Here is a 23,747-nt window from a genome sequence, read left to right on the forward strand (position 1 = left end):
CTATTATTTTCTTAATTCATTCATAGCCTATGTGAAAGATAATTTTCAACAAGACCACAATAAGCTCTCAAGTGCCCTTGAGCATTAACAATCATATATTCATCTAATAATCGTCTAATTTCAGCCTTAGTACGACGCCTTCCTGATTTGCATGAAAGTTTTGAACGTAACCACTTTATAACTTGCAATCTATTGCCTACATGCCGGGCCTTGTTAAGGTTGAGTACTGTATTTAGTTGTACCGAAAAAACTGCATCAGTTGAATATATTTTTCCTTGCCCACCGTACTGTATTATTGTGCTAATTCTATCCTGTGGGCAACTAGGGTTAAATTTCAGGGGGCTATTCCCTTTACGGCTATCGCAGGTCTGATTAACCCCTTTCTCCCCTTCATCTCCCTTGCAACAACCTAGCAAATTTGAATAGTCAAGCTGAAGTGCTGGGTTGTCGGATTGGCATGCCCAATGTTCAACTTTCATATTATCTATTGCAATTCGACTCATGCAGTAAGCGCAAAGATGCCCCTGCTCCTTCAAAAGGGATAATTTTATCGCATGCTTTACCGGGGTAAAATCATGCCCGTCGTATACTCCACCTGCTGCACGATACATGGTAAGTGAACGAGGCTCATTTCCTTTATTTATACCTCTCATTCTTCATCCCACCCCTGAATTTCTATATCGAGTTTAGCACCAATAAATTCAGGGATCTCTCCATTGAGCTCTATTTCCATTTCAGAAATATTTGATTTCGCTTCTTCAAATTTTCCATTAGCTATTAGCAAAAATATTTTATCAATTCTTTCCTGCACTTCTGGAGAGCGATCTAAATCAGTAATCCCAGTTTTCATTATTTCATTGAGAACTTGGTTTGATGTCAGACCATAGGACTGCTTAGGTGATGAACAGTTGAATTTATTATTGTCATCTCTGCCGAGTATGAATATTTTATCGTATGTAACCTCACTAATAATTTGAGGTGAGTGTGTTGATACAATAAATTGACAGTTTGGGAAAACATTGCTTAACTTACGCAATATACTTCTTTGCCATTCCGGATGAAGGTGTAGATCTATTTCATCAATCAAAATGATCCCGGAAGAAAGTAAAGGGTTTTCTGATAAAGGGTTAAGTATTATCATTCTTCTACAGATGTCAAGAACCAATGCGAGTAAAGATTTTTCACCCTGAGATAGTTGAAGCACATTGATTTTTATATCATTTTTTTCAACTGAAATATGTAATGTTGGTTTTAGCTCGATTCTTAAGTTTCTGAAATCACCCATGAAAATTGTCACTGCATCATTTATTATTTGTTGTGTCCTTTTTGCACTGCTACTTTCTTTCCCTCCTTGACGAGCCTTGGTAATTAAATCATTCAATAAATCTCGAGGATCTTCATCCGATTCTGCTAGTTTTTCAAGAGAGTCAAGCATTGAAAGATGAGCATGAGTAATGTTTTTATCTTCGTGCTTAACTAAATCATCGAGACGTTTATACCAGCGGAAGAATCCTTTAAAATCAGCTTTACCTGCAAGAGCATTAGTATAACCATCGAAACGATTAGGAATCTCTATAGAAGATGTTTCATCAAATTCCGCCACATCTTTTGAATGTATATCAGTCGCACGTGTTACACCATAGTAAGCTAAGATTGGTAGTTCGAATTGCTCATCTTTCTCACAAGCTAGTTTGTATAAATTACCTAATTTAGTAAAATCATTGTAATAACTTTTTTTATTTACAACACTTCCATCCTCAACTTCGCACAATTCGAGTTTTGAACTGTAATTTTTTCTCAGCTTAATTTCAGTAATAATTGAGCTATAACCATCATTGTTCTCAAGGGTTATATCAGACTTATCAATATCCTTACCTTTCCCACCTTTGTGTACTATCCGTTGTATAAGCCAACTAAGGCTTTGAGAGATAGCATCCAACACAGTAGTTTTACCTGCGCCGTTATTACCAACTAATACTTGGATTTTATTGCTGGTGAGGTTTAAGCTAAGGCGATCTACAATTCTAAAATTAAGAATGGATAAGTGAGATAATTCAATGTGTTGCTGTCGAAACTGCTTTAATGCCAAATCAAGATATTCATTTGCCTTATTACTATTCTTTTCCAAAAACTTTCCGCTATTATAGTTGGAATATAATTCGTAGGACGCATTGATATCTCCCTTCTGAGAGTTAGATATGAGTTTGATAAATTTTTTATTTTTTATAGGTTCCATCTTCCTTCCTCAGTTTAATTATTTCTAAGATGATTTCTTGAGAGTATTTCTTGGACATTCGGGTTCTGAACTCAGGTTCAATGTAAATGGCAAATGATAACAAGCCTTGAAGATAATAGGTCATCTCGGGTTCGAGTAAGCCTAATTTATATTTATGAATTAGAGAGGAAATAAATCTCTTACGCTCTCGCCCTACTGATAGTGTGCCTTTAGTGGTCAGTGTAATTCCTGTTATATGGCGATTATGGGCTCGAGAAGTAAATACTGTCTTACGTTCATTTAATGTTATTCTATTGTGATAGTTCTTATTGAGAAAAGTTCTTACTTCATCAGGTAAACTAAACAAAATGTTTTTATGTTGAGTGGAAAATGTAAGATCATCTGCATAACGAGAATAAATAATCTCGCGTTGCTCACAAAGGCTGCTGAATGTTTCGTCAAAGAGATACATTACGATATTAGAAATTAGTGGCGAACTAGGAGCTCCAACACTTAAAGAAAGCCTACCTGACTGGCTTTTAGCTTTATTCCAAAATAAACTTTTTGTTAGGACTCTTTCCTCGGCAATAGATAAAGTGTACCCATTCCATGCACATGCCATTAAGAGCAGATCTGGTGTGATACTGTTGAAGAAATCTGTAAAATCTAATTTGAGGATATATGGATTATTAGAATGCAAGGCTGCATTATGTTTAATTCCCCAACCTTTTTTATAGGCTACGGCGCTCTTATGGATTAAGAAATTGGATTCCAAAATATCAATCAGACTATGTTGAAAAGACTTCAGCTCACTTGATGGATGCGCGATGATTCTCTCCCCACCATTACGCTTGGGGATACTGTACACTTTATATCGGTTAGGCGCGTTAAAGAGGAAGCTATCAATTTGTCTGCGATTACGGGATTGTATTTCGGTCAGTTTCGCATAAAGGTTGAGGCGCATCCTAAGTCCTTGAATAATCATAGACACATGCAGAAAAAAATGTGGCAAACTGGATATCCAGTTTGCCACTGCCCTTTACTTAAGGATGCGGTAGTTGTTCTCCGCAGCCGCGAAGTTTACAAGCGGCTGCGGAGAACAACTACCGCAACCACGAAACTTAACAATAAGTTAGAGTCTGGCTAATCACCCGACTAGACGCAATCGTCTGAACGCTAAAGGACATCCCAAGTTTACTGTATTGGTTACTTCACATCAACGCCCCAATTTGTAGCAGGAATGAGGCCCTAGCCCTTCGTATCATCATTTGTTACTTATGCTGCTTGTAACATCCGCTTCTAACACGAACCACATTGGCAAATTCGATTGTAATTTATCTACGAAACCTGCAGAGCAGGGTTGAGTCATTGCGCTTTAACCCGGAAAAAACCAATGAAACTAGTCCTGCTGGAACCTTAACCCACAAGTTTGAACTCCTTTTTTTCGGCTTCAACAATACATCCGCTGTCGGCCTTGCTTACAAAATCAGCCCACCACTGCATCATCGGACGACGTTGCTCAAGGTAATCGCTGCGGTTGTAAGCGCGACGTACCTCATTTTTGTCCACATGAGCCAGTGCTGCTTCAATGACATCAGGCGGAAATCCTTTCTCATTGAGTGCTGTACTGGCGATAGAACGTAAGCCGTGTGAAACGAGTACGCCTCCTAAGCCAGCACGCTTCAGTGCGGCATTAACTGTTTGGCTGTTCATTGGCTGGGTTGGTTTGATGCGACTGGGAAAGATAAATTCACGGCCACCACTGAGTGACTTCATCATTTCCAGAATAGAGAGAGCCTCATTGGATAGTGGAACCGTATGGTCCCGGTTCATCTTCATTCGAGCTGCAGGAATTTTCCATTCGCTAGCATTGAAATCGATCTCATCCCATCGAGCCTCAGCAGCTTCGGCAGGGCGGGTAATGGTGAGAAGCTGCCACATGAACAAGCACCGCGTTGACACACTGATACTTGCTGTACGCATTGTTTGCATTAACTGTGGAAGCTGATCCGGACGGATACTCGGCATGTTTTTCTTTTGCGGTTTCTCGAACGCTTTTCCGATATTTACACTGGGAACTGCATCAATCAGGCCTGTGTTCTGCGCATAAATCATGACTTCGTTAATACGCTGACAAAGGCGTCGGACTGTCTCTAATGCACCTCTGGCCTGGACCGGCTGCACTGCTTTAACCAGAGTATGGGCCTTAATCTCAGTGACACTGATATCACCGATTGCTGGAAAAATATCTCTCTCAAGTGAGCGCCAGATATCGTCGGCATAGCCTTCTGTTACGCTGGCTTTCTTCACATTCCACCAACGCTGGGCAACTAGCAAGAAAGTGTTGGTTTTAGCCTCTTGAGAATTTCTTACCTGTTCTTTCTGATGTTCCTGAGGATCAATGTCTTTCGCCAACAAAACTCGAGATTCAGCTCTGAGTTTACGCGCATCAGAAAGGGATATGGCAGGGTATGCACCGAAGCTCTGTTTGGTTCGCTGCTTGGTCAGAGGCCGATAGTAACGGAACTGCCAGAGCTTACTACCACTGGACTTGATTAATAGAGTAAGCCCGTCACCATCATACAGCTGGTAATCGGTAGCTTTAGGTTTGGCGGCTTTGATTTCCGTATCGGTTAACGGCTTGGTTTTTCTTGCCATGGGGGAGTCTCCATGCGTTTAGGCCCAACGAAAACAATAGAGCTTTTCGTTGGGCCTATCAATGGGCCTAAAAGGTTCGGATTTAATTAGTTCTCTTCGGACTTCGCGGGACAAATTGAAGGCACAAAAAAGCCCGCAGGGCTTGTGCCGTGCGGGCTCTTAGGACTTCATCGGATGACTCTGGTAATCACCGATGGAGAATTTTGGTGGAGCTGGCGGGAGTTGAACCCGCGTCCGAAATTCCTACATCCTCGGCACTACATGCTTAGTCCAGTCTTTACATTCGCTGGCCAGCTGCGGACGGACACGCCACTGACAAACTAGCCTGATTAGTTTTAACGCTTCAACCCCAGGCAGGGCTTCCACGCGATCTCTTTTGGGTTTGACCTCTCTTTATTCCCCGTCTTAAGAGCGGAAGCTAGGGAGAGAGGGCTCTTAGCAGGTTATTAAGCTGCTAAAGCGTAGTTTTCGTCGTTTGCGACTATTTTTTTGCGGCTTTTTACGAGGCCAACCGCCCCTCGGCATGCACCTTGGGTTTCGCGAATCCCGTCGAATCCAGAATCAGCCCCAATGTGTTAAGGCGAGTATAACAGATTTGTGAATGGAGTTACCAGCACTCGTTCGCACGATTATGGGGGCTGGGTGGGTGAAAAAGCAGCATCAACAACGATATAGCGCATAAGGGCCAGCTGAGCCGGCCCTTAAAAAGAGGGGATTAGCGACCGGCGTGTTTCATAATACGGGCTTTATCCAGCGCCCACTCGCGATCTTTGAGATCGGTACGCTTATCGTGCTGCTTCTTACCTTTGGCGACGCCGATTTTCACTTTGCACCAGGCGTTCTTCCAGTACAGCGACAGGGCTACGACAGTGTAGCCTTCACGGTTGATTCGGCCGTACAGGGCATCCAGCTCGCGCTGATTAAGCAGCAGCTTACGGGTACGCGTCGGGTCGCAGACGTAGTGGGTCGATGCCACGGCCATCGGCGTAAAGTTGGCACCAAAGAGATAGGCTTCGCCATCTTTCAGGATGACATAGCTGTCGCTGATGTTGGCTTTGCCGGCGCGCAGAGATTTGACTTCCCACCCTTGCAGGGCAAGACCAGCCTCGTATTCATCTTCGATAAAGTATTCATGGCGGGCGCGTTTATTCAGCGCAATGGTGGCTGATCCAGGTTTGTGGGCTTTTTTCTTGGTCATAATGTCCTGAAGTCATTGCTAAACGGGAACACAGTACCTCAATCCATCCTGCGAGGTGTAATGCGCTATCTTAGCACGAGTTGCGGCACAGCGTTTTTTTTAGCGGCAGATAAATGATATTATTTGCGATGTGTATAAATGTGGAACTTGCTATGCCTCAGATTAGCCGTACTGCGCTGGTGCCCTTCAGTGTGGAACAGATGTATCAACTCGTAAATGACGTGAAGTCCTATCCTGATTTTTTGCCTGGCTGCACCGGGAGCCGTGTGCTGGAGTCTGGGCCGACGCAGATGATGGCGGCGGTTGATGTGTCCAAAGCAGGCATCAGTAAGACCTTTACGACGCGTAATACCCTTACCAGTAACCAGAGCATTTTAATGAGCCTGGTCGATGGCCCGTTTAAAAAGCTGATTGGCGGCTGGAAGTTTATCCCGCTGAGCTCGGATGCCTGCAAAATTGAGTTTCATCTCGATTTTGAATTCACCAATATGCTGATTGAGATGGCGTTTGGTCGCATCTTCAAAGAGCTGGCATTAAATATGGTCCAGGCTTTCACGGCCAGGGCCAAAGAGGTCTATCGTGTCGGCTAACATCGTGGTGGAAGTTGCCTATGCCTTGCCGGAGAAGCAGTACCTGCAAAGCGTAAAGCTTGAAGAGGGCGCAACGGTTGAACAGGCGATTATTGCCAGCGGCCTGCTGGCGCTGCGCGGCGATATCGATCTGGCGAAGAACAAGGTCGGAATCTACAGTCGCCCGGTTAAGCTGAATGATGTGGTGCATGATGGCGATCGGGTGGAAATCTACCGCCCGCTGATTGCCGATCCGAAAGAGCTGCGTCGTCAGCGCGCGGAGAAAAACGCCGGGAAATAGCGGCGAAAGGGATAAAAAAAGCGCTCAGTGAGCGCTTTTTGTCTTTTTGCAGCAAGGTGTTTACTGCATTACTCGTTGGTCAGAGCCGGTTTGTTATCAATGTTGGTTAACACGCCGCTGCTGTTGAAGGTCAGCGTTAGCGTCTGCTGGGTGATTTTTTCATGCCCAGGCTGCTGACGGAAAACATAGAACCAGGTGTTGGTACCAAACGGATCCGACATCATTGGGGTACCCAGCGCATAAGCAACCTGCTGTTGCGTCATGCCGACACGAATTTTTGCTACATCGTTGGGTGCCAGATAGTTACCCTGGTTGATATCAGGACGGTAAACCACTCGTTCCAGAGTGGAACAGCCTGCGGTCAACATGAGAAGAACCGCTGCGGCAGCAGTCAGCGTTTTACAGCGCATAGTGATTTTATTCCTTTTCGGGCCCGAGCAGTACGTGGCTCATCTGTAATATGCCGATAATAATAGACCTTTGCCCAGTTGGAAACCTTCGACTGCAGGTCTTGCGGCAATTTGCTGTTCACTATGACTCTGCGAAAATCAAAAAGTTTACGCCGCGAGCAACTCTTTCGCGTTTGCCAGCGTATTACGAGTGACTTCGCTACCGCCCAGCAGACGGGCCAGTTCCTGCAGTCGCGCCCGTTTGTCGAGCGGGTGCATATGGGTTTCCGTCATCTCGCCGTCGGTCTCTTTGCAGACGAAGAAATGATGATGGCCACAGCCGGCAACCTGCGGCAGGTGAGTGACGCACATGACCTGGGTCGATTCGCCCAGCTGACGCAGCAGTTTGCCGACGACTGCCGCCGTCGGGCCGCTGATACCGACATCTACCTCATCGAAAATCAGGGCCGGCGTTTCCATCTTCCGCGCGGTAATGACCTGAATGGCCAACGCAATACGCGACAGTTCGCCACCGGAAGCGACTTTAGCAATGGGCTGAAGCGGCTGTCCCGGGTTGGTGGTGACGCGAAACTCGATACGGTCGGCCCCTTCGGCGGTGAGATGACGCTCATCAAAGGCAACCTCGATGGCAAACACCCCGTGAGGCATGGAAAGTGAGCGCATACTCTCCGTGATTAACTGCGCCAGCTCTTGCGCACTGGTTTGACGCAGAGCGTGCAGCTGCTGAGCAGTCTCTAGCGCCAGCTGATGGTGTTCTATCACGGTCTGGCTAAGTGATTCCAGCGAGCCCGCGCTGTCGTCCAGCAGCCGCTGCTCTTCCAGCAGACCCTGATAAAATGCGGGGAGCTCTTCCGGGGTGATCTGATGCTTACGCGCCAGGGCTATCTGGCGAGAGATGCGTTGCTCGAGCTCGAACAGACGATTCGGGTCGAGATCCAGACGGTCGTTATAGTGACGCAGTTCGTCGCTGGCTTCGCTGAGCTGAATAGCCGCCTCTTCAAGCATATCCAGCACGCCCGAGAGCTTGCTGTCCATACCGACGAGCTCGGTCACCAGCTGCCTGGCAGTGTAGAGCTGGCTCTGCAGGTTGGCTTCTTCGCCATCTGCGAGCACCGTCAGCGCGTGCTGACAGGTGGTCAGCAGCTGGCCGCTGTTGGCCAGACGTTTGTACTCTTCATCGATTTGTTCGAACTCACCCGGCTGCGGATTGAACTCATTCAACTCTTTCAGCTGATATTGCAGCAGGTCGGCGCGGGCTGCGCGTTCCTGGCTCTGCTGCTGATGCTGGGCCAGCTCGCGGCAGCTTTGATGCCACTGGCGGTAGTGTTCAGCCATACGCTGAGTAAGCGCATACTCACCGGTATAACCATCGAGCAGCGTTTTTTGGTGTTCTGGCTTCGTTAATAGCTGGTGCGCGTGCTGGCCGTGGATCTGAATAAGCAGCTGACCAAGCTCGCGAAGCTGGGAGAGGGGAACGGCGGTACCGTTAATGAAGCCGCGCGAACGACCGTCGGTGCTGATGACGCGGCGAAGTAAACACTCACGTCCGCTTTCCAGCTGGTTCTCTTCCAGCCAGCGCTGCGCCGCCGGAGTATCTTTTAAGGCGAAGCGGGCGCACAGGTCTGCGCGGCTGGCGCCTCTTCGCACCATGTCTGCTTCGGCTCTTCCGCCGAGGCACAGCCCCAGCGCATCAATGGCAATAGATTTCCCTGCACCGGTTTCCCCGGTGATCGCGGTCATTCCGCTGTGAAAATCGATTTCCAGTTCACGAACGATAGCAAAGTTACTGATGGTGAGTTGCGCCAGCATAGCTGCCTTCCTGTATGAAAAACCATTACTGTGTTTTCGTACAGTATAGACTGGTTTTTTATCCAGTAAAGAGGCGGCTGCTAAAATCAGAACAATTTTTTCGACCAGCCGAGTTTAGTGCTCAATGTATTGAAATAGCTGTAATCTTTTGGATGAATGAGATTCAGATGATAATCGCAGCGGTGGATAAGGACATCTTCGCCATCCTGAATCGGCAGCGCTATCTGGCTGTCGCAGCTGATCTCCAGATCGCTGCAGCGCTGGGAAAAACGCAGGCGAATGGTGCTGTCGCCGTTAATCACCAGCGGACGCGCCGAGAGGGTATGCGGGAACATAGGGACCAGGGTAATGGCATCCAGGGAGGGTGTCAGGATGGGGCCTCCGGCGGATAATGAATAGGCGGTGGAGCCCGTCGGCGTGGAGATAATCAGGCCGTCTGAACGTTGGGAGAAGGCAAACACCTCATCGATATACACTTCGAACTCAATCATATGCGCGACTTTGCCCGGGTGCAGGACCACTTCATTAATCGCTGTGCTGATGCGCTTCTGGCAATCTTGCTGGCAGACCTGGGCTTCCAGCAAAAAACGTTTTTCCGAAATGTAGTGGCCTTCCAGGACGTCGGCGAGCTGCTGCAGAGCGTTATCCGGGTCGAGATCGGTCAGAAAACCGAGGTTGCCGCGGTTAATGCCGATGACGTTGATATCGTAACGTGCCAGCGTTCGCGCTGCGCCGAGCATATTGCCGTCGCCGCCCACCACTACCGCCAGATCCGCCTGCTGACCAATTTCCGCCAGCGTGCCCGTTTGGACGTTGCTAAGCTGGAGCTCATGGGCAATCTGTTGTTCGACCAGAACCTCGTAGCCTTTGCCGGAGAGCCAGCGCCAGAGCATTTCATGTGTGGTCAGCGCGGTTGGGTGACGAGGGTGTCCCACAATGCCTATACACTTGAAATGGTTCTTCATGTTCTGGATGTCCTTGCGTTAAATGAATGATGACAATCTGACAGCTTCCCTTGAAACCCGGAAACGGATCCCCATAATAAGCGAAGTTAGCGAGATGAATGCGAAAAAAACGCGGAGAAATTCATGAGTAGTAAAGAACAGAAAACGCCTGACGGGCAAGCCCCGGAAGAAATTATCACGGAACAGCACGAGAACGTTGAGGCGGTTGAGCCTGAAGTTTCTGCTGAGCAGGTGGATCCGCGCGATGAAAAAATTGCGAATCTGGAAGCGCAGCTGGCTGAAGCTCAGACTCGTGAACGCGATGGTGTCCTGCGCATAAAAGCGGAAATGGAAAACCTGCGTCGTCGTACCGAGCTGGACGTGGAAAAAGCGCACAAATTTGCTCTGGAGAAGTTCGTTAACGAACTGCTGCCGGTTATCGACAGCCTGGACCGCGCGCTGGAAGTGGCCGATAAAGCCAATCCGGACATGGCTTCCATGGTTGAAGGTATTGAGCTGACGCTGAAGTCGATGCTGGATGTCGTACGAAAATTCGGTGTGGAAGTGATTGCCGATACCAACGTGCCGCTGGATCCTAACGTGCACCAGGCCATCGCCATGGTTGAGTCTGACGATGTGGCGGCTGGCAACGTGCTGGGCGTGATGCAAAAGGGCTATACCCTGAACGGTCGTACCATTCGCGCAGCGATGGTAACCGTAGCGAAAGCGAAATAATTCGCCTCCAACGGCCGCCCAAGGGCGGCCGTTTTTTATTGTTTTTATCGCGTTGCGGTTTTGTTGCCCGGAAAGCAGCGGGCAAAAAAAACGGCGAACCCAGGGTCCACCGTCTCTGCGTCAGGCCTGTCGATTACTCGGCGGCGCTCTCGCGAAGGGGCTTCACCGGCTTGACCTTCACCTGCTTAATCATATTGTCCTGGACGTCGAGAATATCGATATCATATTGCTCGATGCGCACGCGCGTGCCGGGAACCGGGATCTCTTCCAGCGCCTCCAGAATAATCCCGTTAACCGTTCGGGCCTCATCTTCCGGCAGATGCCAGTTAAACGCTTTATTGATTTCACGCACGTTGGCGCTGCCATCAATGATGACGGTTCCGTCGGTTAACGGCGTGACTTCTTCAGCCAGCGTCGGCGACATTGAGGTAGTGAAGTCACCGACAATCTCTTCGAGAATATCTTCTACCGTCACCAGCCCCTGGATGTCACCGTACTCATCGACTACCAGGCCTACTTTCTTCTTATTGCGCTGGAACTTCACCAGCTGCGTGCTGAGCGGCGTTCCTTCCGGCACGAAGTAAATTTCATCGGCGGCGCGCAGCATCACCTCTTTGGTGAACTCTTTTTTCTCGGTCATCAGGCGATAGGCTTCACGTACGCGCAGCATGCTGATGGCGTCGTCCAGCGAGCCGCGATACAGCACGATGCGTCCGTGAGGAGAGTGGGTCAGCTGGCGAACGATTGATTTCCAGTCGTCGTTAATATCAATACCGATAATTTCATTGCGCGGGACCATGATGTCATTGACGCTGACCTTTTCGAGATCCAACACCGACAGCAGCATGTCCTGGTTACGGCGGGAGATTTGGGTCCGCGACTCGTTCACGATGGTGCGCAGCTCATCTTTGCTCAGCGCGCCGCTGACGATAATATCGGTTTTGATGCCCATCATGCGCATCAGGAGGCGGGTGATGGTGTTCAGCAGCCAGACCAGCGGCATCATCAGCACCTGCAGCGGCGCCAGTAAGAAGCTGCTCGGGTAGGCGACCTTTTCCGGATACAGCGCCGCGATGGTTTTAGGCAGGACCTCGGCAAAAACCAGGACCACGAAGGTCAGTACGCCGGTGGCAATGGCCACCCCGGCATCGCCATACAGACGCATACCGACAATCGTCCCCAGCGCGGAGGCGAGGATGTTGACGAGGTTATTGCCGATCAGCACCAGGCTGATTAAACGGTCGGGTTTGCGCAGCAGCTTTTCTACGCGCTTTGCCTGGCGGTTGCCTTGTTTCGCCATATGCCGCAGTCGATAGCGGTTCAGGGTCATCATCCCGGTTTCAGAACCGGAGAAATAGGCGGAGATAATCACCATGATAATCAGCGTCACGATCAGCGTGGTGGTAGATATGTGTTCCAGGGGGGACTCCTTAACGCCTGGCCCGGTAGGCTATTTTATGAGCCTGCTGGCGCTGAGCGCGCCAGTCTTCAGGCTTTCTGCAATGATGACACCTGCCGGGACAGGCGGGTGTTCGGGGTTAACTAATAAACTGTTGAAGCACGCGGCTGCCAAAGTAAGCCAGCGTCAGCAGGCCTGCGCCGGTGACGTTAAACCAGACGACCCGACGACCGCGCCATCCTTCATGATAGTGGCCCCACAACAGAACGATATAGACGAACCACGCGACGATCGACAGCACGGCTTTATCGATATTTTCCGTGCTAAACAGGTTATGCATATAAAACAGACCGGTGCACAACGTCAGCGTCAGCAGGACCACGCCGACCTGCGTAATATGAAACATTTTACGCTCGATACTCATCAGCGGCGGCATTTCATGGCTGAAGGCCAGCTTTTTGTTCTTCAACTGATAATCGATCCATGCCAGCTGGAGCGCATACAGCGCGGCAATAATCAGCGTCGCATAAGAGAAGAGCGACAGGCCGATGTGCACCAGCATTCCCGGCGTGGTTTCCAGATGGGTGATGTATTCGTTCGGCACGAAAGTGGCGAAAGCCAGGTTAATCAACGCAAATGCGTAGACGATAGGCAGCAGCAGCCAGCCGCGGTTACGCGACGCGACGATAGTCATCACCGTACAGATCATCAGACTGACCAGCGAACCGACGTTTAATAAACTGAGATTCTGTCCGCTCTCGCCGCCGGGGAAAATACGTGACTCCAGCGCAAAAGCATGACAAATCAACGCAATAGTTGCGGAAAGAATCGCCATCCGCCGCCAGCTGCTGTTTTTTTGCAACAGGCCGGGGATGATCAGCGCAAGGCTGATGGAGTAGGCGACAAGCGCGAGCAGAGCAAAAACAGGCATATGGGTGTCGACTGTTGACTAAATAAGAAAGAGAAGCAGTATAGCGTCACGCGACGTCTGCTCCAACCGTTGCATCACATCGCGCTTCATGTCGTGTTATACTGCGCCAAATCCGTGTTTTCGTGTCGCTGCTGCGACCGACAGTTTCCACCTCAGGCGAGAGACAATGTTTGATAATTTAACCGATCGTTTGTCGCGTTCGCTGCGCAACATTAGCGGCCGCGGACGCCTTACCGAAGACAATATTAAAGATACCCTGCGTGAAGTCCGCATGGCGCTGCTGGAGGCGGACGTCGCGCTGCCTGTCGTTCGTGACTTCATCAGCCGCGTCAAAGAGAGCGCGGTGGGTCATGAAGTAAACAAAAGCCTGACCCCGGGTCAGGAGTTTGTCAAAATCGTACGTAACGAGCTGGTTGCGGCGATGGGCGAAGAGAACCAGGCGCTGGATTTAGCCGCTCAGCCGCCGGCCGTCGTGCTGATGGCGGGTCTGCAGGGTGCGGGTAAAACCACCAGCGTCGCGAAGCTGGGTAAATTCCTGCGTGAGAAGCACAAGAAGAAAGTGCTGGTGGTCTCCGCGGACGTTTATCGCCCGGCGGCGATTAAACAGCTGGAAACGTTGGCTGAGCAGGTTAACGTTGATTTCTTCCCGTCCGATGTGGGCCAGAAGCCGATCGATATCGTTAACGCCGCGCTGAAAGAAGCGAAGCTGAAGTTCTACGACGTGCTGCTGGTGGATACCGCCGGTCGTCTGCACGTTGATGAAGCGATGATGGACGAAATCAAACAGGTCCACGCTTCTCTTAACCCGGTAGAAACGCTGTTCGTCGTTGATGCGATGACCGGTCAGGATGCCGCGAATACCGCCAAAGCCTTTAACGAAGCGCTGCCGCTGACCGGCGTGGTGCTGACCAAAGTCGATGGCGACGCCCGCGGCGGTGCCGCGCTGTCGATTCGCCACATCACCGGTAAACCGATTAAGTTCCTTGGCGTCGGTGAAAAGACCGAAGCGCTGGAGCCATTCCACCCGGATCGTATTGCTTCCCGTATTCTCGGCATGGGCGACGTGCTGTCGCTGATCGAAGATATCGAGAGCAAGGTTGACCGCGCGCAGGCCGAGAAGCTGGCCTCCAAGCTGAAGAAAGGCGATGGTTTCGATCTGACCGATTTCCTTGAGCAGCTGCGTCAGATGAAAAACATGGGCGGCATGGCCAGCCTGATGGGCAAACTGCCCGGCATGGGGCAGATCCCGGACAACGTGAAATCCCAGATGGATGACAAAGTGCTGGTGCGGATGGAAGCGATCATCAACTCGATGACGCTGAAAGAGCGTGCTAAGCCGGAAATCATTAAAGGTTCACGTAAGCGCCGTATCGCCGCCGGCTGCGGGATGCAGGTGCAGGATGTGAACCGTCTGCTCAAACAGTTTGATGATATGCAGCGCATGATGAAGAAGATGAAGTCGAAAGGCGGCATGATGAAGATGATGCGTGGGATGAAAGGGATGATGCCGCCAGGATTCCCAGGTCGCTAATCGGCCTGGCTTGTTTGCCATTTCGGCACCGGGGTGTGCTCGCCATCCTCACGTACTACGTGTACGCTCCGGTGGCTGCGCGCACGTCGGCACCGAACTGACCGCACCGCCGACGGCCTTTTATAGCAGACTTATCAACTGTTGATTGCAATTTCCCCAAAAATGAGTAAAATTTTCGGGCTTTTAATATGACACCCGGGCTCCGTTCCTCGATGGGGCCCGGGTGTTCTATTCACACAAGAGGATGTTATGGTAACTATTCGTTTAGCTCGTCACGGCGCTAAAAAGCGTCCGTTCTACCAGGTTGTTGTCACCGACAGCCGTAATGCACGCAACGGTCGCTTCATTGAGCGCGTTGGTTTCTTCAACCCGATCGCTTCTGCGAACGAAGAAGAAACGCGTCTGGATCTGGATCGTATCGCTCACTGGGTTGGCCAGGGCGCTACCGTTTCCGATCGCGTTGCAGCGCTGATCAAAGCAGCAAACAAAGCAGCTTAATCTGTCACGGTGGTCATGATGAGCAAGCAACACACCGCACAAGCACCTGTTGATCCGATCGTATTGGGCAAGATGGGTTCTTCCTACGGTATCCGTGGTTGGCTCAGAGTGTTTTCCTCCACCGAAGACGCCGAAAGCATTTTTGACTATCAGCCCTGGTTAATCCAGAAGGCGGGTCAGTGGCAGGTCGTTGAGCTGGAAAGCTGGCGCCACCATAATCAGGACATCGTTATTAAGCTGAAAGGCATTGACGATCGTGATGCTGCGAATCTGCTGACTAATTGCGAAATTGTCGTGGATTCCTCGCAGCTGCCGAAGCTCGAAGAGGGTGACTATTACTGGAAAGACCTGATGGGCTGCCAGGTAGTAACCACAGAAGGCTATGGCCTTGGTAAAGTCATCGACATGATGGAAACCGGGTCAAATGACGTTCTCGTCATTAAGGCAAACCTGAAAGATGCATTTGGTATCAAGGAGCGGCTGGTTCCGTTCCTCGATGGGCAGGTTATCAAGAAAGTCGATCTCGCTACTCGCACAATCGAAGTAGACTGGGATCCTGGTTTTTAAATTCTCCGGATAAACGGTAAAAGACGGCGCTATGTGGATTGGCATAATTAGCCTGTTTCCTGAAATGTTCCGCGCAATTACCGATTACGGGGTAACTGGCCGGGCAGTAAAAAATGGCCTGCTGAGCATCCAGAGCTGGAGTCCTCGTGACTTTGCTCATGACCGGCACCGTACCGTGGACGATCGTCCTTACGGCGGCGGACCGGGGATGCTAATGATGGTGCAACCCTTACGGGACGCCATTCACGCAGCAAAAGCCGCGGCAGGTGAAGGCGCAAAGGTGATTTATCTGTCACCTCAGGGACGCAAGCTTGATCAAGCGGGCGTCAGCGAACTGGCAACGAATCAGAAACTGATTCTGGTGTGCGGTCGCTATGAAGGCATAGATGAGCGCGTAATCCAGACCGAAATTGACGAAGAATGGTCAATCGGTGATTACGTCCTCAGCGGTGGTGAGTTACCAGCCATGACGCTGATTGACTCCGTTTCCCGGTTTATTCCGGGGGTTCTGGGTCATGAGGCATCGGCAACGGAAGATTCCTTTGCCGATGGATTGCTGGACTGCCCACACTATACCCGTCCTGAAGTGTTAGAAGAGATGGAAGTACCGCCAGTTTTGCTGTCGGGAAACCATGCTGAGATTCGTCGCTGGCGTTTGAAACAGTCGCTGGGCCGTACCTGGCTTAGAAGACCTGAACTTTTGGAAAACCTGGCTCTGACTGAAGAGCAAGCAAAGTTGCTGGCGGAGTTCAAAACTGAACACGCAAAACAGCAGCATAAACATGATGGGATGGCGTAAGCCCCCAATATCAGTTTACCCAGGATAAGAGATTAAATTATGAGCAACATTATTAAGCAACTTGAACAAGAACAGATGAAGCAGGACGTACCTTCCTTCCGTCCGGGTGATACCGTGGAAGTGAAAGTATGGGTTGTTGAAGGTTCCAAAAAACGTCTGCAGGCATTCGAGGGCGTGGTTATCGCTATTCGTAACCGCGGTCTGCACTCTGCATTCACTGTTCGTAAAATTTCCAACGGCGAAGGCGTTGAGCGTGTCTTCCAGACTCACTCTCCGGTAGTTGACAGCATTGCTGTTAAACGTCGTGGTGCTGTACGTAAAGCTAAACTGTACTACCTGCGTGAGCGTACCGGTAAGTCTGCTCGTATCAAAGAGCGTCTTAACTAAGATTCGCTTTCGCGACATCCTGATGAAAAGGGCTGGCCCGTTGGGCCGGCCCTTTTTTTATCTTCAATTTAACCATTCTGATGTAAATCATTTACAATATCGCTCTCATTTCGGAGGGGCGGTGGTCAGCAAACTTTCTCTACACTCAGCGTTTATACGGCGGGCCGCATGGCTGGCGCTGTTTTCGATCCTGCTGATTGTGATTGCGCCGCTGATCTCGGTCTCATTGCAAAAAGATCCGATGAGCGCTATGCCCGGCATGCATCATGCCATGATGATGGCGGATATGCCGCATGAGCAGATGATGTCCCACCCGGTGGATTCTCCTGCGCCCCAGTCGACGCACACGATGCCGCTCGACCATGCGGAGGCCTGTGGCTACTGCGTGCTGCTGGCTCACGTTCCGGGGCTGCTGTTTGCGCTGGCGCTGCTTATCTCCGTTATCCTGCGCCGCGTGCGCGTGCTTTTCCCCTGTCTGGTGCTGAAGCGCCGGCATTTCTTCCCCTGGCTGTACCCCGAAACCCGCGCGCCGCCGCATCGGTCTGCTTTTTCTGCTTTCTAAAATAACAAGGCGCACAGCGCCACGTTCTCTTTTTGCTTTCAGAAAGGAAAAGTATGACTACCTGCACCTCGCGCGCGGCATGGCTGAACCTGCTGCGACGCCTCCATTTCTATATTGGTCTGTTTATCGGGCCGTTTATCTTCGTGGCGGCCCTTACCGGGACGCTGTACGTGGCCACTCCACAGCTGGAGAACTGGCTCTATCAGGATGCCCTTCGTGGCTCGTTGAGCGGCGATCGTCAGCCGCTTAGCGCCCAGCTGGCAGTCGCGGAAGAGACGACTCAGGGGAATCTTCGTTTACAGGCGTTGCGCCCGGCGATTAAGGCCGGGGAGACCACGCGGGTGATGTTTGCCGATCCGCAGTTGGGAGAGTCTGAGTCCCGGGCGATCTTTATCGACCCGGTAACGCTGAAAGTGAAGGGCGATATGACGGTCTATGGTACCAGCGGAATTTTACCGCTGCGCCAGTGGATCGATTACGCCCATAAATCATTGCTGCTCGGGGATAGCGGCCGGCTTTATAGCGAGCTGGCTGCATCATGGATGTGGGTTGCGGCTCTCGGTGGCATTGTCCTCTGGGCGATGACTCGTCCCCGCAGGCGGATAAATAATCGTATGCAGAATAGCCGTCGTCTGCATGTTTCTCTGGGCTGGGGGCTACTGGCAGGTATGCTGCTTTTCTCCGCCACCGGGCTGACCTGGTCGCAGTGGGCCGGCGGCAATGTGGATAAAATGCGCGCGGCATTCGGCTGGCTGACCCCGCAGGTGAATACGCAGCTGCATAGTGCCATGCCGATGCCGCATGATCCGCATGCCGAACACCATATGGGGCATCGGGCAGATGCGGCGCCGGCGGCGAAAGGCGAGCAGTTTGATCGGGTGCTGACGATCGCGCGTGCGGCGGGTCTCGCTGCCAGCAAGCTGGAAATCCGCCCTCCGGCGGCGGCGGGGCGGGCGTGGACGGTCAATGAAATTGACCGAAGCTGGCCCACGCAGGTGGATGCTGTGGCGATTGATGGGGAGAACATGCAGGTTGTCGATCGCACCCGCTTTGTCGATTTCCCGTTAATGGCGAAGCTCACCCGCTGGGGCGTGGATTTCCATATGGGGATTCTGTTTGGTCTTGCCAATCAACTGCTGCTGATCGCGTTTGGGATCGCGCTGTGCGTGATGATTGTGGTGGGGTATCGCCTGTGGTGGATCCGGCGGCCGGCTCATGCGGCGTTTAACCCGGCGAATACCCTGATTCAGGCGTGGTTCAACCTGGGATGGCCCGCCCGCGCGCTCACGCTGGCGATGGCAGTGATGCTGGGGCTGGCGTTACCGTTAATGGGCGCCAGCCTCGCGGCAGGACTGGTGATTGACTATCTGCGCTGGCGGGCGGCAACGGCCGTCATGCTCGCGAAGTCGGTCGACTAAGTGCCTACGGCGTGCTGATGACCACCGTAACGCGACGGTTTTCAGCACGCCCTTTCGCCGTATCGTTGCTGGCGATAGGATATTTTTTCCCTAACCCGCGGGTCGTTAAATTGCTACGCGGGATATTGGCCCCCTTCGCCCAGTCATCCGCGACGATGTTGGCGCGTTTAAGCGACAGCATTTCGTTATAGCCGTCTTCACCGTAGTTATCGGTGTGTCCGTCTAACCGGGCGTGCGTAATCCCGGTAGAAGCCAGACGAGAGGCCATTTTCTGGATTTGCGCCTGGCTATCGCTGCGCAGATGGTAGTCATTTTTATCAAACAGGATGCTGTCGGACAAACCCAGCGACCAGTCGCCATCACTTTCTGTAAAGCCGTAGGACTTCATGGCAGCAACCTGTTCCTGAGAGAATTTCCCTTGCGGGGCCTGACAGCCGGTGAGTAAAACTGCGGCCATCAGTGCGGGAGCAAAATATTTCCTGAGCATGGTTGTTCCTTTTATTTTTGTACTTGAGGAATACGCCGGTGTTTCATCCGATACATATGTTGATCGGCGAACTCCTGCAGGTTCTCCGCTGACGCATGTTCCCAGGCCAGCGCATAGCCAATGCTGAGCGACAGGGTCGCAGTATGGCCGTTATGCAGATTAAACGGTTCAAGAAACTGGCTGGATAACGATGTGCAGAGCGTCTTGACTTCCGCCTCTGAGTGTACGTCACGCAACAAGATCGCGAATTCGTCACCGCCTAAACGCCAGGCCTGATGGCGCTTGCTGACAAAATTCATCAGCCGGCTGGCGACTTCGATGAGGACCTTGTCTCCCGTCGCATGACCCCAGTTATCATTAATCAGCTTAAAATTATCGCCATCAAGAAAGAGCAATGCCGAACTGCGTCGGGCAGCCTCATCTTTCATTAATGTACTGATAACGTTGCGAAACGCAGCGCGATTGGCCAGTCCGGTGAGGGGATCATGTAACGAGGTGCGTAACAGCTGGGCATTTTTAGCCTGCAGCTGCTGCTGCCAGTCCTCCATTTCACCCAACAGGCTATTAAAGTCCTGGGCGAACAGATGGAACTCCTCGATACGCTCTTCAGGGACCCTACGGGAGAAGTGGCGGTTTTCCCGGATGTCATGTACCACCTCGGTAATGCTTTGTAAGGCGGTGACGATACCGTGGTGCAGAGAATGCGTCAGCAATAAGGCGATAAATGAGGCCAGCAGAATACTGCCGGTCAAAACAATAATAGATATGCCGAGGAAGTGGCTTATCAGGCTGTCCAGCGCCGTCAGCCGAAGTTCGCCGACGACCTTCCCCAGATGCAAGATTGGCTGGGTTGTGGGTTCAGGAAACAACCATTTGCTGATGAGGCCGCTGAATTTCTCCTGCCGAACCAGGTCCGTATTACGCCAGACGGCGAAGTGATTTTGCTGGTTATCCAGCACCAGCGCTTCGGAAAACTGCCCCTGTCTGCCGAGCGTCGCCAGCGTCTCTTCTGCCGCAGCGCTGTCATCGAAAACCAGCGCGGCTTCAAGACTACGGCTCATCGTGGCGGCCGTCAGCGCCAGATTCTTCTGCGCATACTGTTTCAAGGTAAAGACTGACGCGGTACTCAGCAATAGCCAGACCAGGGTCATAGAGATCACTACGCTTATTACGCTGATGCGGCGTAGTGCGCGTTTAAAGGTGGGGCGCGGAGCCTGAGAGAAATCCTTATTCATGTGCGTTATTCCGGGCAAGCATCAGTACGTCTGGATTAACCCGCACACCGCTGTGTGTCAGGACATCCAGATTCACGGAGAATCTGACCCTTTTGTCATTTATGATCAGGCAAAAAGCACTGCCGATTGCACACTCGCTATTTTGTTCCGCAATGAGTAATAAGGGGCGTGATGGATATTCTGCCGTGAGCTTCGCCTGTTGAGAGGGCGACTCGCTGCCAAAATAAAATCCATCACAAACCGTATTCAACGCTTCTTCTGTATTACGCACAATGACCGGTTTGTACGGTAAAGCCTCAGGATGTTCCTGAGCCAGGCTGTAGGTATAACGCGAGGTAGAAAAAATACACAGCCTCGGTGGGCCAGATAACGCTGGCCAGCGGGTATAGGTGACAATACCCGAAACAATAGCCCGAACATTTTTAGGTGCGTCAGCGGCAAAAGCGGGGTAGCCCACGATAAATAACAAAAAAATAAAAAAAAGACGGTAGAACTCTTTCATTAACGGATCCGTCAGGTTCGTCGGGTGCATGAATTGCAGATCGCTGATGCCCGGGCGCAGGATACCATTGTTGGTGGGGAGCGTCATTAACCGCCCACTTTGCTTTGAGATAATTCTGACCAGGATTATTCGTAAACGAAGGTGGGGGAAAGGTGAGCGTCAGCAGGGGTAAATATGGTGTTGTACCAATAAGTTTACACTTATGGCGAAATAAAGGGCCATTTAATTTGCTGGTGTAAAGTAAAATTTACGGATTATGGATTGAAATCTTTACTTTGTGTGGTATCGTTACGTCACTCCTCACCGAGGAACCAACTATCGCAAACGAGCTACACAGGATCGCAATCATGCAAAAAGACGCGCTGAATAACGTACATATTACCGACGAACAGGTTCTGATCACGCCGGATCAGCTGAAAGCTGAATTCCCGCTGAGCCTCGAACAAGAAGCGCAAATCGCGCAGTCCCGTCAGACCATATCTGACATTATTGCCGGCCGCGATCCGCGTCTGCTGGTGGTGTGTGGACCTTGCTCGATCCACGATCCAGAGGCGGCAATTGAATACGCTCATCGTTTTAAAGCACTTGCCGAAGAGGTCAGCGATAGCCTCTACCTGGTCATGCGCGTCTATTTTGAAAAGCCTCGTACTACCGTGGGCTGGAAAGGGTTGATTAACGATCCGCATATGGATGGCTCGTTTGATGTTGAAGGCGGTCTGAAGATTGCGCGTCGCTTGCTGGTAGAGCTGGTTAACATGGGGTTACCGCTGGCAACGGAAGCGCTGGATCCAAACAGCCCGCAGTACCTCGGCGATCTGTTTAGCTGGTCTGCTATCGGCGCACGCACGACCGAATCCCAGACTCACCGTGAAATGGCGTCAGGTCTGTCAATGCCGGTTGGCTTTAAAAACGGTACCGACGGTAGCCTGTCGACGGCAATTAACGCGATGCGCGCCGCGGCGATGCCGCACCGTTTCGTCGGGATTAACCAGGCCGGCCAGGTTTGTCTGCTGCAAACCCAGGGCAATCCGAACGGCCACGTTATTCTGCGCGGCGGTAAAGCCCCTAACTACGGCCCGGAAGATGTCGAGAAGTGTGAAAAAGAGATGGCTCAGGCGGGACTGAAACCGTCACTGATGGTAGATTGCAGCCATGGGAATTCTAATAAAGACTACCGCCGCCAGCCTGCGGTTGCGGAATCCGTCGTCGCACAGATTAAAGATGGTAATCGTTCCATCATTGGCCTGATGATCGAAAGTAATATCCACGAAGGTAATCAGTCTTCTGAACAGCCGCGTTGTGATATGAAATACGGCGTGTCCGTCACCGATGCCTGCATCAGCTGGGAAACGACTGATGCCCTGCTGCGCGAACTGGATCAGGATCTGCGCGGTCATCTGGCGGCTCGTCTGGGGTAAGAGGATAGTATGGTTGCTGAACTGACCGCGTTACGCGATCAAATTGATGAAGTCGATAAGGCGCTGCTGGGGCTACTGGCGCGCCGCCTGGAGCTGGTTGCCGAAGTCGGAGAGGTCAAAAGCCAGTATGGGCTGCCGATTTACGTCCCGGAACGGGAAGCGGCGATGCTGGCTTCCCGACGGGAAGAGGCGTCGGCGCTGGGCGTTCCGCCCGATCTTATCGAGGACGTGCTGCGTCGCGTCATGCGCGAGTCATATTCCAGCGAGAATGATAAAGGCTTCAAAACGCTGTGTCCGAATCTGCGCCCGGTGGTGATTGTCGGCGGCGGTGGGCAGATGGGGCGTCTGTTTGAGAAAATGCTGACGCTTTCAGGCTACCAGGTACGTATCCTGGAGAAAGACGACTGGGCGCGGGCAGCGGACATTGTTGCTGATGCCGGAATGGTCATCGTTAGCGTGCCTATCCATGCGACGGTCGATACAATTGGTCAGCTGCCGCCGTTACCGGCGGACTGTATCCTGGTCGACCTGGCGTCGGTGAAAGCGGAACCTTTGCAGGCGATGCTGGCCGCGCACCGTGGTCCGGTACTGGGTCTGCACCCGATGTTCGGGCCGGACAGCGGCAGCCTGGCGAAGCAGGTGGTGGTTTACTGCGATGGTCGTCAGCCGGAGGCATATCAGTGGTTCCTTGAGCAAATTCAGGTCTGGGGCGCCCGCCTGCACCGTATCAGCGCCGTTGAACACGATCAGAATATGGCTTTTATTCAGGCGCTACGTCACTTTGCGACCTTTGCCTATGGCCTGCATCTGGCGGAAGAAAACGTTCGCCTCGAACAGCTGCTGGCGTTGTCATCCCCGATCTACCGCCTTGAGCTGGCGATGGTTGGCCGCCTGTTTGCGCAGGATCCGCAGCTGTATGCGGATATTATTATGTCATCGGAAAACAATCTGGCGCTGATTAAACGCTACTACCAGCGTTTTGGTGAAGCGATTGGCCTGCTGGAGCAGGGGGATAAACAGGCGTTTATCGACAGCTTCCGCAAAGTGGAGCACTGGTTTGGCGATTATGCCCAGCGCTTCCAGAGCGAAAGTCGGACGCTGCTGCGTCAGGCGAATGATAACCGGCAGTAACGGAAAACCGTATATAATCAAAGCCAGAGGGGAAACCCGCTGG

The 23,747-nt window shown here is 51.5% G+C and carries 25 protein-coding genes and 1 other RNA gene; 12 read left to right on the forward strand and 14 right to left on the reverse strand.

What is annotated here, in order from left to right; all coding sequences use genetic code 11:
- Window positions 1-20 precede the first annotated feature (20 nt).
- From AC236I_RS05930 to smpB, 6 genes are all read right to left on the reverse strand, one after another.
- Window positions 21-653, reverse strand: coding sequence for a retron system putative HNH endonuclease (locus tag AC236I_RS05930; RefSeq protein ID WP_164096922.1), 633 nt, complete (start codon window positions 651-653; stop codon window positions 21-23).
- On the reverse strand, window positions 650-2,236 hold the full coding sequence (locus AC236I_RS05935) for an AAA family ATPase (protein ID WP_334644706.1): 1,587 nt from the start codon (window positions 2,234-2,236) through the stop codon (window positions 650-652). The genes AC236I_RS05930 and AC236I_RS05935 overlap by 4 nt, the downstream gene beginning before the upstream one ends.
- On the reverse strand, window positions 2,217-3,179 hold the full coding sequence (locus AC236I_RS05940) for a retron St85 family RNA-directed DNA polymerase (RefSeq protein ID WP_164096920.1): 963 nt from the start codon (window positions 3,177-3,179) through the stop codon (window positions 2,217-2,219). The genes AC236I_RS05935 and AC236I_RS05940 overlap by 20 nt, the downstream gene beginning before the upstream one ends.
- Window positions 3,180-3,631: 452 nt before the next feature.
- Window positions 3,632-4,873 carry an integrase gene (locus tag AC236I_RS05945; protein ID WP_334644705.1) on the reverse strand — a complete coding sequence of 414 codons (1,242 nt, stop codon included), beginning with the start codon at window positions 4,871-4,873 and terminating at the stop codon, window positions 3,632-3,634.
- A gap of 204 nt (window positions 4,874-5,077) precedes the next feature.
- Window positions 5,078-5,442, reverse strand: a transfer-messenger RNA (tmRNA) gene (ssrA, locus tag AC236I_RS05950).
- Window positions 5,443-5,588: 146 nt separating this feature from the next.
- Window positions 5,589-6,071: an SsrA-binding protein SmpB gene (smpB, locus tag AC236I_RS05955; RefSeq protein WP_004866580.1), complete on the reverse strand. Its 483-nt coding sequence runs from the start codon at window positions 6,069-6,071 to the stop codon at window positions 5,589-5,591.
- A gap of 152 nt (window positions 6,072-6,223) precedes the next feature.
- Here smpB and AC236I_RS05960 point away from each other — a divergent pair, with 152 nt between their 5' ends.
- The gene (locus tag AC236I_RS05960; RefSeq protein ID WP_004866577.1) at window positions 6,224-6,661 is read left to right on the forward strand and encodes a type II toxin-antitoxin system RatA family toxin; all 438 of its coding nucleotides are present in this window, start codon (window positions 6,224-6,226) and stop codon (window positions 6,659-6,661) included.
- Window positions 6,651-6,941 (forward strand): RnfH family protein, encoded by a 291-nt coding sequence (locus tag AC236I_RS05965; protein WP_004866575.1) that lies wholly within the window; start codon window positions 6,651-6,653, stop codon window positions 6,939-6,941. The genes AC236I_RS05960 and AC236I_RS05965 overlap by 11 nt, the downstream gene beginning before the upstream one ends.
- A gap of 68 nt (window positions 6,942-7,009) precedes the next feature.
- Here the strand turns inward: AC236I_RS05965 and bamE are convergent, their stop codons facing one another.
- From bamE to nadK, 3 genes are all read right to left on the reverse strand, one after another.
- Window positions 7,010-7,351: an outer membrane protein assembly factor BamE gene (gene bamE / locus AC236I_RS05970; RefSeq protein ID WP_004866572.1), complete on the reverse strand. Its 342-nt coding sequence runs from the start codon at window positions 7,349-7,351 to the stop codon at window positions 7,010-7,012.
- A gap of 147 nt (window positions 7,352-7,498) precedes the next feature.
- Entirely contained in the window at window positions 7,499-9,160 is a 1,662-nt protein-coding gene (gene recN / locus AC236I_RS05975; protein ID WP_044348888.1) for a DNA repair protein RecN, read from the reverse strand.
- 86 nt (window positions 9,161-9,246) lie between these two features.
- Window positions 9,247-10,125, reverse strand: a complete 879-nt coding sequence (nadK, locus tag AC236I_RS05980; RefSeq protein WP_088883728.1) for an NAD(+) kinase — start codon at window positions 10,123-10,125, stop codon at window positions 9,247-9,249.
- Window positions 10,126-10,248: 123 nt separating this feature from the next.
- On the opposite strand from nadK, the gene grpE reads away from it, so the two are divergent.
- Window positions 10,249-10,839, forward strand: coding sequence for a nucleotide exchange factor GrpE (gene grpE, locus AC236I_RS05985; RefSeq protein ID WP_004866563.1), 591 nt, complete (start codon window positions 10,249-10,251; stop codon window positions 10,837-10,839).
- A gap of 133 nt (window positions 10,840-10,972) precedes the next feature.
- Here the strand turns inward: grpE and AC236I_RS05990 are convergent, their stop codons facing one another.
- On the reverse strand, window positions 10,973-12,259 hold the full coding sequence (locus tag AC236I_RS05990; RefSeq protein ID WP_032718085.1) for an HlyC/CorC family transporter: 1,287 nt from the start codon (window positions 12,257-12,259) through the stop codon (window positions 10,973-10,975).
- Window positions 12,260-12,377: 118 nt separating this feature from the next.
- Window positions 12,378-13,169 (reverse strand): cytochrome C assembly family protein, encoded by a 792-nt coding sequence (locus tag AC236I_RS05995; protein ID WP_004866556.1) that lies wholly within the window; start codon window positions 13,167-13,169, stop codon window positions 12,378-12,380.
- 166 nt (window positions 13,170-13,335) lie between these two features.
- On the opposite strand from AC236I_RS05995, the gene ffh reads away from it, so the two are divergent.
- From ffh to AC236I_RS06030, 7 genes are all read left to right on the forward strand, one after another.
- Window positions 13,336-14,700 (forward strand): signal recognition particle protein, encoded by a 1,365-nt coding sequence (gene ffh / locus AC236I_RS06000; protein WP_004866553.1) that lies wholly within the window; start codon window positions 13,336-13,338, stop codon window positions 14,698-14,700.
- Between the two features lie 249 nt (window positions 14,701-14,949).
- Entirely contained in the window at window positions 14,950-15,198 is a 249-nt protein-coding gene (gene rpsP / locus AC236I_RS06005) for a 30S ribosomal protein S16 (RefSeq protein WP_004866550.1), read from the forward strand.
- Window positions 15,199-15,216: 18 nt separating this feature from the next.
- A complete protein-coding gene (gene rimM, locus AC236I_RS06010) occupies window positions 15,217-15,765 on the forward strand; it encodes a ribosome maturation factor RimM (protein ID WP_004866548.1) in 549 nt (182 codons plus the stop codon).
- 31 nt (window positions 15,766-15,796) lie between these two features.
- Window positions 15,797-16,564 (forward strand): tRNA (guanosine(37)-N1)-methyltransferase TrmD, encoded by a 768-nt coding sequence (gene trmD / locus AC236I_RS06015; RefSeq protein ID WP_126509444.1) that lies wholly within the window; start codon window positions 15,797-15,799, stop codon window positions 16,562-16,564.
- Between the two features lie 39 nt (window positions 16,565-16,603).
- Window positions 16,604-16,951, forward strand: coding sequence for a 50S ribosomal protein L19 (gene rplS / locus AC236I_RS06020; RefSeq protein WP_002914145.1), 348 nt, complete (start codon window positions 16,604-16,606; stop codon window positions 16,949-16,951).
- 121 nt (window positions 16,952-17,072) lie between these two features.
- Complete coding sequence (locus AC236I_RS06025) at window positions 17,073-17,513, forward strand: DUF2946 domain-containing protein (RefSeq protein ID WP_004866543.1); 441 nt, start codon at window positions 17,073-17,075, stop codon at window positions 17,511-17,513.
- Window positions 17,514-17,566: 53 nt separating this feature from the next.
- Complete coding sequence (locus AC236I_RS06030) at window positions 17,567-18,931, forward strand: PepSY-associated TM helix domain-containing protein (protein ID WP_103073295.1); 1,365 nt, start codon at window positions 17,567-17,569, stop codon at window positions 18,929-18,931.
- Window positions 18,932-18,935: 4 nt separating this feature from the next.
- Here AC236I_RS06030 and AC236I_RS06035 read toward each other — a convergent pair whose 3' ends face one another.
- Genes AC236I_RS06035 through yfiR form a run of 3 tightly spaced genes read right to left on the reverse strand, consistent with a single transcriptional unit; the run spans window position 18,936 to window position 21,155 of the window.
- A complete protein-coding gene (locus AC236I_RS06035) occupies window positions 18,936-19,418 on the reverse strand; it encodes an OmpA family protein (RefSeq protein WP_015585930.1) in 483 nt (160 codons plus the stop codon).
- Between the two features lie 11 nt (window positions 19,419-19,429).
- Entirely contained in the window at window positions 19,430-20,653 is a 1,224-nt protein-coding gene (dgcN, locus tag AC236I_RS06040) for a diguanylate cyclase DgcN/YfiN (RefSeq protein WP_015585931.1), read from the reverse strand.
- Window positions 20,646-21,155 carry a regulatory sequestration protein YfiR gene (gene yfiR / locus AC236I_RS06045; RefSeq protein ID WP_032718208.1) on the reverse strand — a complete coding sequence of 170 codons (510 nt, stop codon included), beginning with the start codon at window positions 21,153-21,155 and terminating at the stop codon, window positions 20,646-20,648. The genes dgcN and yfiR overlap by 8 nt, the downstream gene beginning before the upstream one ends.
- A gap of 347 nt (window positions 21,156-21,502) precedes the next feature.
- On the opposite strand from yfiR, the gene aroF reads away from it, so the two are divergent.
- Together aroF and tyrA are read left to right on the forward strand one after the other, a co-directional pair.
- Window positions 21,503-22,573, forward strand: coding sequence for a 3-deoxy-7-phosphoheptulonate synthase AroF (gene aroF / locus AC236I_RS06050; RefSeq protein WP_004866527.1), 1,071 nt, complete (start codon window positions 21,503-21,505; stop codon window positions 22,571-22,573).
- 9 nt (window positions 22,574-22,582) lie between these two features.
- Entirely contained in the window at window positions 22,583-23,704 is a 1,122-nt protein-coding gene (tyrA, locus tag AC236I_RS06055) for a bifunctional chorismate mutase/prephenate dehydrogenase (RefSeq protein WP_004866523.1), read from the forward strand.
- Window positions 23,705-23,747: the final 43 nt, after the last annotated feature.

Source organism: Klebsiella sp. Sb-30 (genome assembly GCF_057652795.1).